General features: G+C 40.2%; 11 protein-coding genes and 2 tRNA genes. 3 read left to right on the forward strand and 10 right to left on the reverse strand.

Going from position 1 to position 12,838, the window contains the following annotated elements; translation table 11 throughout:
- Positions 1–48: 48 nt before the first annotated feature.
- The 6 genes from Tanf_RS03570 to Tanf_RS03600 all read right to left on the reverse strand — a co-directional run bounded on the left by Tanf_RS03570 (position 49) and on the right by Tanf_RS03600 (position 5,554).
- Entirely contained in the window at positions 49–609 is a 561-nt protein-coding gene (locus tag Tanf_RS03570) for a hypothetical protein (RefSeq protein WP_046824939.1), read from the reverse strand.
- On the reverse strand, positions 606–2,351 hold the full coding sequence (locus Tanf_RS03575) for an erythromycin esterase family protein (RefSeq protein WP_236684377.1): 1,746 nt from the start codon (positions 2,349–2,351) through the stop codon (positions 606–608). Before Tanf_RS03575 ends, Tanf_RS03570 begins: the two co-directional genes overlap by 4 nt.
- A 183-nt stretch (positions 2,352–2,534) precedes the next feature.
- Positions 2,535–2,999 carry a hypothetical protein gene (locus Tanf_RS03580; RefSeq protein WP_046824941.1) on the reverse strand — a complete coding sequence of 155 codons (465 nt, stop codon included), beginning with the start codon at positions 2,997–2,999 and terminating at the stop codon, positions 2,535–2,537.
- Positions 3,000–3,032: 33 nt separating this feature from the next.
- On the reverse strand, positions 3,033–3,848 hold the full coding sequence (locus tag Tanf_RS03585) for a glycosyltransferase family 2 protein (protein ID WP_236684378.1): 816 nt from the start codon (positions 3,846–3,848) through the stop codon (positions 3,033–3,035).
- 47 nt (positions 3,849–3,895) lie between these two features.
- Positions 3,896–4,864: a lanthionine synthetase LanC family protein gene (locus Tanf_RS03590; protein WP_046825093.1), complete on the reverse strand. Its 969-nt coding sequence runs from the start codon at positions 4,862–4,864 to the stop codon at positions 3,896–3,898.
- 489 nt (positions 4,865–5,353) lie between these two features.
- Positions 5,354–5,554: a hypothetical protein gene (locus tag Tanf_RS03600; protein ID WP_046824943.1), complete on the reverse strand. Its 201-nt coding sequence runs from the start codon at positions 5,552–5,554 to the stop codon at positions 5,354–5,356.
- 661 nt (positions 5,555–6,215) lie between these two features.
- Between Tanf_RS03600 and Tanf_RS03605 the strand changes: the two genes are divergently transcribed.
- Positions 6,216–6,410 (forward strand): DUF6722 family protein, encoded by a 195-nt coding sequence (locus Tanf_RS03605; protein ID WP_046824944.1) that lies wholly within the window; start codon positions 6,216–6,218, stop codon positions 6,408–6,410.
- Positions 6,411–6,463: 53 nt separating this feature from the next.
- Here Tanf_RS03605 and Tanf_RS16330 read toward each other — a convergent pair whose 3' ends face one another.
- From Tanf_RS16330 to Tanf_RS03630, 4 genes are all read right to left on the reverse strand, one after another.
- A complete protein-coding gene (locus tag Tanf_RS16330) occupies positions 6,464–7,015 on the reverse strand; it encodes a hypothetical protein (protein WP_046824945.1) in 552 nt (183 codons plus the stop codon).
- Positions 7,016–7,660: 645 nt separating this feature from the next.
- A tRNA-Glu gene (locus tag Tanf_RS03620) sits at positions 7,661–7,732 on the reverse strand.
- 71 nt (positions 7,733–7,803) lie between these two features.
- Entirely contained in the window at positions 7,804–8,058 is a 255-nt protein-coding gene (gene rpsT, locus Tanf_RS03625) for a 30S ribosomal protein S20 (protein WP_014225051.1), read from the reverse strand.
- Between the two features lie 39 nt (positions 8,059–8,097).
- Positions 8,098–8,169: transfer RNA gene (locus Tanf_RS03630), tRNA-Glu, on the reverse strand.
- A gap of 315 nt (positions 8,170–8,484) precedes the next feature.
- On the opposite strand from Tanf_RS03630, the gene Tanf_RS03635 reads away from it, so the two are divergent.
- Positions 8,485–9,489: a FecR domain-containing protein gene (locus Tanf_RS03635; RefSeq protein ID WP_161794934.1), complete on the forward strand. Its 1,005-nt coding sequence runs from the start codon at positions 8,485–8,487 to the stop codon at positions 9,487–9,489.
- Positions 9,490–9,525: 36 nt separating this feature from the next.
- Positions 9,526–12,816 carry a SusC/RagA family TonB-linked outer membrane protein gene (locus Tanf_RS03640; RefSeq protein WP_041590774.1) on the forward strand — a complete coding sequence of 1,097 codons (3,291 nt, stop codon included), beginning with the start codon at positions 9,526–9,528 and terminating at the stop codon, positions 12,814–12,816.
- Positions 12,817–12,838: the final 22 nt, after the last annotated feature.

Raw genomic sequence — 12,838 nt, forward strand, 5'->3', positions numbered from 1 at the left:
CGCGGACAACAATCTCACAATAATTTTATGAGGTTGTTGACAAGAAACTCAATTCCAATTTCCATATGGCGTATGTATTGTTCTTGATGTTATAAAAGAACCATTATTTGCGTTATAGATCGAGAATCTTATGGCGTTTTGTCCAGACAAGTCAGTTTTTACCACTGTAAATGCTTCTGAATTTGTATAGCCCTGGTCCAATAAGGTCGCTTGTAATTCTCTCATCATGTTTTCAAGTCGAGTCCCGAATTGATCAATCATCTGAGACAGTCCTGGTATAATACTCAATCCTGTATTTGCCCAAATATCTGCTTCGGAAATAGATTGGTTACGAATAAAATCAGATAAATTCATATAATACACTTGTGATGTTTGCCCTGGATAAGTTGAATTCCCATGAATATACACATCATTGGCTACATACCCTATCCCTTCTACGTAACCTCCATTCCAACTGTTACTGTTGAGCATGGTGTTATACTCATATTGGGTGTAGGGATTAGCGGATGTCCCATCCCCTCCACCTACGTAGTGCATTTGGGATGCTTCTTCAATTACTGGCAATGTTTTTGCCAACTCATCTAAACTTTTTCTGGTCAATTTTTTCATTGTCTTTTAATTGGAAGTGATTGTGAAATCTTAATACGTTTCTGTATCTCATCGATTTTTTTTTGTCTCTGTTTTGTTTTTGCCATGAATAGATTAGAAATTTCATCAAGAGAAATTTCTTTTTTATCTATACTATCGTAATCTAAGTTTTTTATGAAAAATATTCCTTTATATCTCTGATATAGATTAAAAGGATAAAACTCTTGGGGCATATGATGGCTACCTTTGAATCGTGACAAGATCAATCGGTTAAATTCAGGGGTCAGTGGGATGTAAAAAATATTCTCGTCGAAAGTGCTTAGGAAAGACTCCATACTGTTAAAAGGAAGCTTGTGTAAGAACGTCTTTTGCTGGTTATAATGTTGATCATATGCGATGCCGGTGCCTTCGCCTGTTAAAATCAGAAGAGGTGAATAAGCATCGGAATACTGTTCTTGCATATAATATCCGAAGGAGGTACACGGTACGGCAGGAAATGTTGAAAGGCGATTGATATGTATCGCATGTCCGTAGATGATCGTTTTTACATTTTCGGCGCTGGCATATTTGTCGATAAGAAACTTGGCATTTGCAAACATGACAGAATCTCTTCGGATAAATCGCTGTATGGGGTTATCTCCAATTTCTCTCGAAAGAGTCAAGATGTGAGAAATGACATCGACTTCTTCGGGTGTAAGCACTTTTTGAATCTCGTTTTTATGAGCTTGAAGGAAAGAGCTGGCTTCCTGCCAGTCCGCTTCCATTAATAAAAGGGAGAATTGGTCCAATTCCGGAATTTTAGCTTGCTCGTTAAGCCGCGTTACAAAGTCAAAGATATCTACGGCCGAATTTTGAGTCGGTGAATAAATGGGGTTGTAATCGGAACCATACAGTCTCACCTTCGATTCGTCTGTTTGTTTCGAGTTGAAAAGGCGTAATTTATCTAAGAAATCAAACAAGTGAAGCGTGGATTTACCCGCCAGAAACAAAGAGTCCAACGTATAACGGCTGTCTTGTATGTATCTGTTGCATGCCAATGAAACTTCCAAAGGCATTTCTAAAAGGACCAATCTGGCATTTTGTTGTTCCGCCGTTTGAAGGATACACTCATATCCTAATTTTTTGATTTCGTCATTTCCATGCATGGATTCTCCCAGACCGATAATCTTCTTCTTATTTATTTCGTTGATCTGATCCAATGGGAGTCTCTCATCCATCGCTATTGGGGTGTATGTGCGTGCGTCTTGTGCCGTAAAGGGAGATAGAGTTCGGACAAGGAAGCTGTCGATTGGCTTGCCATCCAACCATAGATTTAATTTTGAGAGGGCGATATAAGCCGTTGAGTCAACGACTCCTTCGGCATTTATTCGGATATTCAGCAACTTCGCATTTTTTACCATTATATCTTTCGATACGATACGTAAAGCAGTATCGGGTATAAATTTTAGTGTGTCGGAAAAAATGACTTTTTCTTCCTCATTGATAGCATCTAAGGTAATGGAAATTTGCCTGATGTTTTTTCCTTTCGACTCAAATTCAACCGTCGCTTGGTTTGCATTGCAAGGGGGAAGCAGGATTCTTTGTTTGAGTTCCGTTTGCAGCCGATTTAAAAAAGGGTGTCCTTTTTGATACATCATGGCAAATAGAGGACGATCTACTCCTTTCACACCAACGGGAATTGTGTAATTGAGATATGCCGCATTTTGCTGCCAATGATAAACAATCGAGGAGTCTTCCTGCATTCTGAATTCCAAGTCATACATTTTCGTGTATGTCTTATGCTCTGTTTTTGATGTGCAGGACATACCATAAAAAGCGCCAAAGAGTAGAATAAGAAAGTGTACTTTCATTATTTTGTATCTATATTATTTCTTTTAATAGCATCAATATCCAATGCTTTATTTAAATGAATTGTTGGATATTGATGCCGATTACTTTTTTATCGCTTAATGTTGCCTGGATCTTATACCTGCTGATAGGCCGTCTCTTAATCCCTGAGAATACCATGTCATATTGTAATTAACATCTCCAAAATCTGAACCGGCAGAAGCTGCTGACAATATGCTCCATGCTCCAACCGCGATGTTATCTGTTATACCTGGTGATACACCTGCCTTAAATCCTGTATCATATCCAGAACGATACATTTGATCGTAACTATCGACGCCAGATAGAGATAAACTGCTCGGATTGTAGCTTGTAACCGTGACAGAAGGTAGAATATAGCCACATCCTTCGACATAACCACCTTCCCATTTATTATTTATTAGCATCATGACATACTCGTGGGCAGTATAGGGATTATTAGGACTTCCATCCCCTCCACCTACGTAGTGCATTTGGGATGCTTCTTCAATTACTGGCAATGTTTTTGCCAACTCATCTAAACTTTTTCTGGTCAATTTTTTCATTGTCTTTTAATTTTTGAAGTGAATATTAATTAACTATAGATTTAATCTTAGTTCATTGTTTGAAAACAAATTTTGAAAGAACCTCGAAACTTCATATGCAGAGAGTAATTGTCTTTCTTGTAATTTGCATAAACTGTTGTACATATCAGACAACTCCGGATATTCTTGTTTATTTCCTTCGATTAGAAATGCTATAATTTCTTTTATGATTATCTCGGTTGTCTTCTTTTGTTGCTCTCTGTACTTATTGCTGACTTGGCCATCTGAAATTCTATAATAATGCAGAGGTTGGTTCTCAACATAAAACTGTCCGCCGAACTTTGCAATTTCCGACCATAATTTATAATCTTCTGCGTATGGATAGTCTTCATATTTTAATGAATGTTTTCTCAGAAAATTACTTCTTATCATCGTTGTAGGGTGGATTATAAAATTACCTTGAATAAGTTTTAGTATAGGCTTCTCAATTAGACCGCTTACAATATCAGATCGGCCTTTGTTTTGTGAGTTGGAAAAATTGTTTGCTGATGTCCCACAAATGGTTATTTCTGAATGTTGCTGCATAACTGCATGTTGAATTTTTAACCGGTCAATATGCATTATGTCATCGGCATCCATCCGTGCGACGTATTTTCCTGTAGCACTACTCATTCCTCGGTTTAAAGACCCAATAAAGTCATGTTCATTCTGAATAAACTTAATTCGTTCATCAGTAAATGAGTGGATTATGGATTGTGTGTTATCGGTAGAACCATCATCCACAATAATAAATTCAAAGTCATCAAAAGATTGAACCAATACGCTCTTTATCGCTTCATTTACGTATTTCTCCGAATTGTAGACCGGCATTACGACAGATATTTCACACATTAGTTGCGTCAAATTTAAATGATGAATTAAGTCAGTACTGCATTTTTATTTACACCGTATATCAGATAACGTGCTAAGCCATATTGGTATCCGTGGTATGGGCAATTAGCGCGAATCGTCTTTTTTATTTTCTCGACACTCTTTTCTTTCAAATCCATGAAAATGAGATGAGCGTCTTCATAATTTTCTCTACGATCCTCAACGATCATTGTCAAATTTATTTTTTCATCAAGAGACAATAAATTTGAATGAATGTTTTTTATCCCATAACTGATATTGCTATCTATTACATCGCAATACTGTGTGATTTGATTCTGTCGGGTTATTTTATCAAGATAGTATCCTATGGATAGTGAACTTGCCACTCTGTTGTTGCGATAAAGATTAGCATAACTGTTTATCGTATGGTTTGAGAAATCTTTGTATCCGGTGAAGTCGATTAGTTTAAGATAGGTCTCAAAGGTTCGCAATATATATACCTTGTCATTGATATAATGAATATCCCTCCAATCGAAAAACTGGAGAGACAGATAAAGCTCGATACCACGGAATATTTTTTCAATAATCTGATTGGTTTGAAGACTTTCGGAATGAATACCTTTTAAAGCAGACAGGAAATAAATAGTTCTTAAAGATATTAACAACTTGCTGGGATGCTTCTCTATGTTGTTGAGATCATTGATTATTTTTTTATATTGTTCGTTGAATATATCATCAAAATCAGCATCAATGAATCTGTCTGTTATAAGGTAAATAAGGAGATATCCAATGCCGGAAAGTCCCTCTTCAAAGCTGGAATCATTTGTTGTTCTTATTAAACACTCTTGAAACAGATCGAAAGCTTTGTTCTCAATGCTCTCATCTTCCAAGAAACGTGCTGCTTCAAACAAGGCTAAAGCGATGCCGGCTTTGCCATTGTATAATCCGGATGAACTGATTGTTGTGTTTAACCATAATTCATCAACTATTTTTCGTATCGTTGCCTCGTTAATCATGGATGAGTGTTTTGTGTATTCTGATTCGAGGTTTTTACGCACCCAAAATGAACCATATACGTATTTATATATGTATTTGACCCCATTGGTATCGTTTTATGTTTGATTCTAATCATGTTACAATTACAAATAGATTAAGATATGGATCATATCGGATCACTTGCCCCAAAAATAAGAATAATTTTTCTATTGTACTTGCGTATTTGTAATATTTAACATTGTAGATTGAGTTTGCTTCACCGAATATCAGTGTGTCGGGGATTGGGATTCGGTTTATTTTATTGTTGTTCATCTTATTAGTGGTCGAGTCTGTCCGTAAAATATGCCTGTAATTCGGATTCCTTGAATTATATTCCACAAAGAGTTGTAAAAAATCCGTTTCTGTCAACCCGAAGTTTTTTGTTTCCATATTTCTCATGTATACCGTCTCCAAAATAACGGTCAGCATCCTTTGGATAAGAGCATGAAGAAGCTCTCTTAGCAACTTCATCACGTTTTTCGTAAATAGCATGCTGCAGTCCACGCGGCTCCCGTATCAGGCCGTTTTGCCCTGATATTATAAATACGCTCTATCTCATCCCACACAAGGCTGTCGCCCAACCTTACCCACTGGTTATCTTTGGGGAGTTTGTCAAGAGAGGACTTGATGAGATCCGGACTCAGCTGCTTATGTTGTGAGCTAAGCTTCATCCGGTTTTGTTTTAATATGCAAATTTGCAGATTTGTTCTTAAATGAGCAACTGTTTTCAAATATATTATTTTAATCGTCAGTAGTTTAATTGGCAAAATGGGTTATTCGGTAAACCCTACTTAAAGTTTGCAACAAATGGTAGGTTGTTCCTGACCAATTGTTTATGACTAAGAGACCCATTTTTATTTGGGCGTTTCGGCTAAAGCCGTCAGGCTTTCCATTCCAATTCTTTTAGAAAAGAATTTCCCATTCAATCCCTAACGCAAAACCTCTCTATCGAGGGAGAGCGGAGTATACATTTAATGATTTTCTTTTCTCTGCTATCCTCCTGTCTATTCTTTTCCTATTGAGGTGGTCATTTTTCCCATCGGCAAAGGTATATCGCGGTTCTTGCGGATGTGCAAGGTCGAACCCTGCGGGTTTTATAAAAAATCTCCACACCTGTGCGATGCTCCGGGTAGTATTTTTTCTAAAAACCTTGCACTCCTAAACCGCGATGATGAAAAGCCGATGTAAAAAAACGACACCCCCGAAAGGAAAGACAAAAAAAAGTCGGATTTCAGAGAAAAGAAAAAAGTAACCCCTCCCCTTGGAATTCGATAAAAAAAACAACAAGAAGAACAGATTCAGAAATTATTTATACATTTGTATATTTATATTATGGGAAAGTTTGAAAAACAACAGGAAAAGAAACAGGAGCAAAAGGAGAAGGAAAAAACAAGGTGCGAAGCCTTGGGTAAATTTTACTTTGATCTTGCAAAACTTGTTTTTGCTGCCCTCGTTCTTGGTGGAATGTTTCCTTATTTCAGGAGGATGATAGTAACGCTTCTTCAAACGCAAATACATACATTATGATGATTTTAGGCGGTGTTTCAACCGTCGGTTTGGTGATAGTTGGTAACAAGATTTTAAAACATTAGGTTATGAATGCTGGAATATTTGTTTTTACGATGATTACGGTTGTGGTTGTGGGAATGGTTATTTATCTGTACACCCCAGCAGGTAAGAAATGGCTCAAGAATCTTTGATAAAAGCGTTTTTTTTACCGCTTTTTCCCTTCCGAAAGAGGTCTGAGGCTTAACCTTTTCGGTATGATTGACCGCAATAACAGATATGAGGGATTCTCTACTACCGAGAACATGACCGCTGACAAGATTGCTGACTTTATCGACCAGCTTTCGCTCTGTATCTGCAAGGATACATTTGTAGTTCTTGACAATGCGAGTGTCCACAGATGTAAGTTCATGAAGGAGCTTCGACCCGTTTGGGAAAAGTGAGGATTGTTTCTCTTCTTTTTCCCACCATACAGCCCGCATCTCAATCTTGCAGAGATACTTTGGTGAATACTCGGGGGCAAATGGCTCAGGTCTGCGGATTACTTTTCCACAGATTCTCTGCTGTACGCAACCAACCGAGCCTTGGCGGCTATCGGGGATGAACTCAATATCAATTTTGCCCATGTGACTTAGTATAAATTAATTTGTACGACTTACTTATCGTACGGATTAATGTCGTTAGAAAAACAATATTCATGAGGATAGGGACTATGATAACATTTTGATTCTTTTTCTCGCTATTGCTGTGTGCTTCGAGAAACGTTGGCTTTTTGCATGCATTCCCGTATTTCTTTCATTTTGTTCTCTCTCCGTTTTACGTTTAACAAGTATAAATGAGATAATTCTTGAAATGTGACCTCTTTATTCTCCATGGGTTTACGACCTAAGTTTTTACTAAAAAATATTCCTTTATATCTCTGATATAGATTAAAAGGATAAAACTCTTGAGGCATATGATGTCTACCTTTGAATCGTGACAAGATCAATCGGTTAAATTCAGGGGTCAGTGGGATGTAAAAAATATTCTCGTCGAAAGTGCTTAGGAAAGACTCCATACTGTTAAAAGGAAGCTTGTGTAAGAACGTCTTTTGCTGGTTATAATGTTGATCATATGCGATGCCGGTGCCTTCGCCTGTTAAAATCAGAAGAGGTGAATAAGCATCGGAATACTGTTCTTGCATATAATATCCGAAGGAGGTACACGGTACGGCAGGAAATGTTGAAAGGCGATTGATATGATCTTAGATATACCTTATTTTTTGTTATTTGTAGCCCGTAGGGGAATCGAACCCCTCTTTTGAGAATGAGAATCTCACGTCCTAGCCGATAGACGAACAGGCCATTAGCCAAAGAAAGCCGGACATCGACCGTCCGGCTCTTTTATTTTGCTTTAGCAAAAAATACGGAGATGATTACGCCAGAGCGTTTATATGCTTCGCCAGCTTTGATTTCAAGTTGCCGGCTTTGTTTTTGTGGATCACATTGCTTTTTGCCAGCTTGTCAAGCATCGAACAAACTTTCGGATACAATGCCTCCGCTTCTTTTTTGTCTTCGGTAGCACGTAACTTTTTTACGGCATTACGCATCGTCTTAGCACCATAGCGGTTACGTAAGCAGCGTGTTGCTGTCTGCCGAATCCTTTTTATGGATGATTTATGATTTGCCATCGCTTTTTTATTTTATCTTATTCTTAATTCTTTGTTCTGTAGCCCGTAGGGGAATCGAACCCCTCTTTCAAGAATGAAAATCTTGCGTCCTAGCCGATAGACGAACAGGCCATTAATCTTCTGAAAGAACTATATTTATCCATTTTTATGATAGCTATAGTGCCTTTTTTGCGAGTGCAAAGATAAAGACTATTTTTAATCCTGCAAAATTTCTGCTTTTTTTTTGCAATCTGACAAATGTGTGGAGTTTAAATGATTGAATGTGAAATGATCGTTTGGGTGTGCAACGCTTGCTCGGTGGGAGCGGGGGAGCGCTTTGCTTTGTGTTCGATGTTCATACGAAATAATTTTTTTCGTCTTTATTTTAAACGCAACCCCTCATGGATGTGTATGTATATACATAAAGAAAAGCTGATGGAAAACAAGATGGACGAATTCTTACTGCGGTACTTTGCCGGAGAGTTGGATAAAACAGAGGAGAGGGAGTTGCTCGATTGGTTAAATCGGGACGATGAACATAAGAAGACGTTTCGGAGAATCGCTGATACGTGGGCGGTGGCGCATATCCCGCTTTTTGTCGGACGGTTGAAGGCGGACGGCCCGATGTTGCCCCGGGCACGTAGGAATATTGTGATGCTGCGGAAACGTTGGACGGGCGTAGCTGTGGCCTGCATCATATCGGTTGCGATCGCGCTTTCAGCCTTTTGGGTGGGGAAGCAATTCGGCAATGCATCTCCCGATATGTTTTATCGTACCACGGTTCCTGCAGGTTCACGGTCGGAGGTAACACTGCCTGACGGTTCTGTCGTATGGGTCAATGCCGGCTCTTCCTTGACATACCGTGAGGACCGTCACGAGCAAATGCGCAGCGTAGTGCTTGAGGGCGAGGCATACTTTGAGGTAAAACCTGATCGCAAGAGACCGTTTATCGTCGAATCGGGGGGCATGCAGGTGCGGGTGCTGGGTACTAAGTTTAATGTTAAGGCATATGGTGATGAGGAGACGGTCGATGTCGTATTGCTTTCGGGTAAAGTAGCCGTCCGGCTGAACGAACGCGGGGAAGAAACGTATGCGCTCTCACCCGACGAAAAGCTGACCTTTCACCGTGAGACGCATCATATCGAAAAACACCGCGTAGAAGGACGTGATTACTGCGCTTGGAAAGAAGGACGGATATGTTTTGACGAACAACCGTTCACGAAGCTGGTCAAAACACTGGAACGATTGTATAATGTCCGTATACAGGTCGATAGTGAACAGCTAAAAATGGAAAGTTTTTCTGGCAGCTTCCTCCAGACCTCCTCGCTCGATGAGATTCTGCGTGAAATAGATATGGAGCACCGATATGATTGGTCTCATGATCATACGGGAGCGCTTGTTATTCGTGACAGATCGCTGTTTTCAGAAACGATTGAAGGAGGTGTCAAATAAACAAATATTAATAATTACATTTTTAAACTAATATCTATGAATCAAAGCAAACAAAGAAAACGGCGCAGACAGCTGGCTACCGGTATGTTACTGACGCTTATGCTATGCGTGTCCGGTGTATTGTCTGCCTCTCCGTTGCAAGTGCAACGGATGTCTGTTAAATTAGAAAACGGAACTTTGCGCGAGCTTTTCCATCTGATCGAAGAAAAGTTCGACTATTCGTTCTTGGTCCGTAACAACGACATCGACTTAAGCGAGCGTCTTACGCTTGATGTAACCGATCAGCCGGTAGAAAACATCTTGACCGATGCCCTGAAAAAGCAGGATGCAACTTTTACCGTGAACAATCAGCGGATTATGGTGTATAAAGCTCATACAACCAGGGTTTTGCCGGTTGTCCAGGCGGCTCAGCAGGCTGGTAAGGTTACTGGTACCGTAGTTGACGCGATGACCGGTGAGCCAGTAATCGGCGCCAATGTCACGGTAAAGGGAACGACGGTAGGTACGATTACCGATATCAATGGCCATTTTTCACTTGAAGCTCCCGAAGGAAGCGTATTGGTCATTTCTTATATCGGATATTTGAGTATTCAACAGGTTGTGACCAAGGCCCCAATGCAAATATCTCTGCGCGAGGACACACAAGCACTTGAAGAAATTGTGGTTGTCGGTTACGGTGTGCAGAAGAAAGAAAGTCTTACAGGAGCTTTACAAACGCTCAACAATGAAAAACTGACGAATATCACGACGCCTTCGGTACAAAACATGCTGAATGGTAAAATACCGGGAGTATTTGTAGCCCCAGGTGATGGTCGTCCCGGATCGGCCGGACGTGTCATTATTCGTGGTAAAGCATCGATCAATGGAGAGACACAACCTCTTTGGGTGATTGATGGGGTCATCGTCGGCACAGAACCGGGTACTACACTTAATCCTAATGATATCGAAACAATGACAGTGTTAAAGGATGCCGCTTCCACTGCCCTTTTCGGCTCGCAAGGTGCCAATGGCGTGATTGTCGTTACGACGAAAAAGGGATCGGCCGACAAGCTGACTGTCGATGTGTCAGCCAAATTCGGGTTGAACAATTTAGATAACGGTAAATTAGAAATGATGAATGGTGCAGAGTTATACGACTATTACAAGTCGTTTTCGAATCAGGAGATGATCTCATTTCCCCGCTGGAACGAAAACTTGCGCAAGAGTGATTACAACTGGTGGGATATCGCGACACAGACCGGAATGGTGCAGGAATATAATGCTTCGGTATCAGGAGGAACCGAAAAATTGCGCTCTTACTGCTCGTTCGGGTATTATGACGAGAAAGGTGCAGTTATCGGATACGACTATAAAAAATATTCTTTTCGTTTGCATACGGAATTAAAGCCAATAAAATGGTTGACCATTAAACCTTTGATTTCTGGAACGAAGAGAGATATCGATAATCGGGAGCGTTCGGTTTCAGCTATGTACTCTTATTTACCTTGGGATAGTCCCTATTTGGAAGACGGGAAACCAACTCCTCCTCAATCAAAGACGTGGGTAAACAGTACCGCAACAAATTATCTGTATGATCTTCAATGGAACAAAGGTGCGTCAGTGACTTATACATTTATGGGAAATTTGGATTTTGATATTCGTATCACGGATTGGCTGACATTCGCTTCAGTCAATAATTATTCCTATACGCAATATGAAGATACATATTTAACTGATCCACGGTCGTATGCCGGCTCAGGGGTAAAAGGGCGTTTGACTGAAGAAACACAAAAAACGGAACGGAGATATACCAATCAGATTTTACGCTTCAACCGTAACCTTGACAAGCATGCTTTCAATGGATTGGTAGCGTATGAATACAACGACTATCGTTTTAAAACGATTGAAGCAGATGGTACCGGATTCGTACCCGGATTCGAGGTGCTTAATGTCACGGCTAAGCCGGAGAAAGCGGCCGGATATATTTTGGAAAAAGTAAAACAATCCTTTCTGTTTAATATGCACTATGCATATGACAACAAATATCTTGCTCAAGTATCGTTCCGTCGCGATGGAGCCTCGAATTTCGGAGACAGTCAGAAATACGGAAGCTTTTTCTCCATCAGCGGAGGGTGGAATATCGAGCGTGAAGCTTTTATGGATTACAGCTGGTTGAATCAACTTAAATTACGTGCCTCATACGGAACGACAGGAAACGATCCGACCTCGCTTTATCCACAATATGACTTGTATGCCGCTAATTCCACATATAATGAAACGCCGGGGGCCTTGATTTATCAAATCGGAAATAAAAATCTGACTTGGGAAAAAACGTATACGCTTGATATCGGACTTGATCTGGCGGTGTTCGACCGGTTGCGTATGTCGCTGGACTTTTATCATAAATATACTGATAACGTGTTGTTCAGCAGACCTGTTTCCGGCTTGACCGGAGTCACCAGCGTATGGCAGAATATCGGAGAGATGAGAAATAGAGGCGTAGATATTTCGATGGGTGCGGATATCATCAAAACAAAAGATTGGCAGTGGAGTGCCGACTTCAACATGGGGATCAACCGCAATAAGATTGAAAAACTTTATGGCGCTCCTAACCCGACGACAGGCGAGCCACCGGTTCTTATCAACAGCTCTTTGGGAGGAATAGCCGGTAGCATCAACGGTATTCTGAAACCCGGTTATGATGCTGATACATATTACGGTCGTGAGTGGGCTGGCGTAAATCCGGAAAATGGAAAGCCTCAATGGTATATGACTGATAAGAAAACAAACGAACGTATCCTTACCGAGTCTTATGCAGAGGCGGACGAAGTGATTTTAGGACGTTTCTCGCCCGATTTCTTCGGTGGATTTTCCACACAGATGAGTTGGAAGAATCTTGATTTCGATGCCGTGTTTGGCTATTCTGTCGGTGGTAAAATTTACCATTATTCACGTTCGGAATACGACTCGGACGGAGCTTACACGGACAGAAACCAAATGAGACTTTACAAAGGCTGGAATCGTTGGCAGAAAACAGGAGATGTGGCAACCCATCCATTGCCCGCATATAATAATCCTTCCAATTCCAATAAGGTATCATCACGTTTTATAGAGAAAGGAGATTATCTGAAACTGCGCAGCCTCACCCTTGGATATACATTGAATCTGCCCCAATGGCAGATTTCGGCGTTGCGTTTATTCATCTCGGCAGAGAATGTATTTACACTTACCGGTTATTCGGGGGTTGATCCGGAAACTCCGGTTAATAAAGATGGAATTAAAAATATTACCATCAACCCCTATCCGAATATACGTAAATTTATATTTGGAGTGAATTTTACCTTATGAGCAGGAATACCAAGATCAATAA

The organism is Tannerella forsythia (assembly GCF_001006485.1).
In the GTDB taxonomy this organism is placed as follows: Bacteria; Bacteroidota; Bacteroidia; order Bacteroidales; family Tannerellaceae; genus Tannerella; species Tannerella forsythia.

What these genes read in the sequence shown, in the direction of transcription:
- Tanf_RS03570 (WP_046824939.1), bottom strand. Translation starts at nt 609, where the DNA reads ATGAAAAAATTGACCAGAAAAAGTTTAGATGAGTTGGCAAAAACATTG.
- Tanf_RS03575 (WP_236684377.1), bottom strand. Translation starts at nt 2,351, where the DNA reads ATGTATGACTTGGAATTCAGAATGCAGGAAGACTCCTCGATTGTTTAT.
- Tanf_RS03580 (WP_046824941.1), bottom strand. Translation starts at nt 2,999, where the DNA reads ATGAAAAAATTGACCAGAAAAAGTTTAGATGAGTTGGCAAAAACATTG.
- Tanf_RS03585 (WP_236684378.1), bottom strand. Translation starts at nt 3,848, where the DNA reads ATGCCGGTCTACAATTCGGAGAAATACGTAAATGAAGCGATAAAGAGC.
- Tanf_RS03590 (WP_046825093.1), bottom strand. Translation starts at nt 4,864, where the DNA reads ATGATTAACGAGGCAACGATACGAAAAATAGTTGATGAATTATGGTTA.
- Tanf_RS03600 (WP_046824943.1), bottom strand. Translation starts at nt 5,554, where the DNA reads ATGAAGCTTAGCTCACAACATAAGCAGCTGAGTCCGGATCTCATCAAG.
- Tanf_RS03605 (WP_046824944.1), top strand. Translation starts at nt 6,216, where the DNA reads ATGGGAAAGTTTGAAAAACAACAGGAAAAGAAACAGGAGCAAAAGGAG.
- Tanf_RS16330 (WP_046824945.1), bottom strand. Translation starts at nt 7,015, where the DNA reads ATGGGCAAAATTGATATTGAGTTCATCCCCGATAGCCGCCAAGGCTCG.
- rpsT (WP_014225051.1), bottom strand. Translation starts at nt 8,058, where the DNA reads ATGGCAAATCATAAATCATCCATAAAAAGGATTCGGCAGACAGCAACA.
- Tanf_RS03635 (WP_161794934.1), top strand. Translation starts at nt 8,485, where the DNA reads ATGGACGAATTCTTACTGCGGTACTTTGCCGGAGAGTTGGATAAAACA.
- Tanf_RS03640 (WP_041590774.1), top strand. Translation starts at nt 9,526, where the DNA reads ATGAATCAAAGCAAACAAAGAAAACGGCGCAGACAGCTGGCTACCGGT.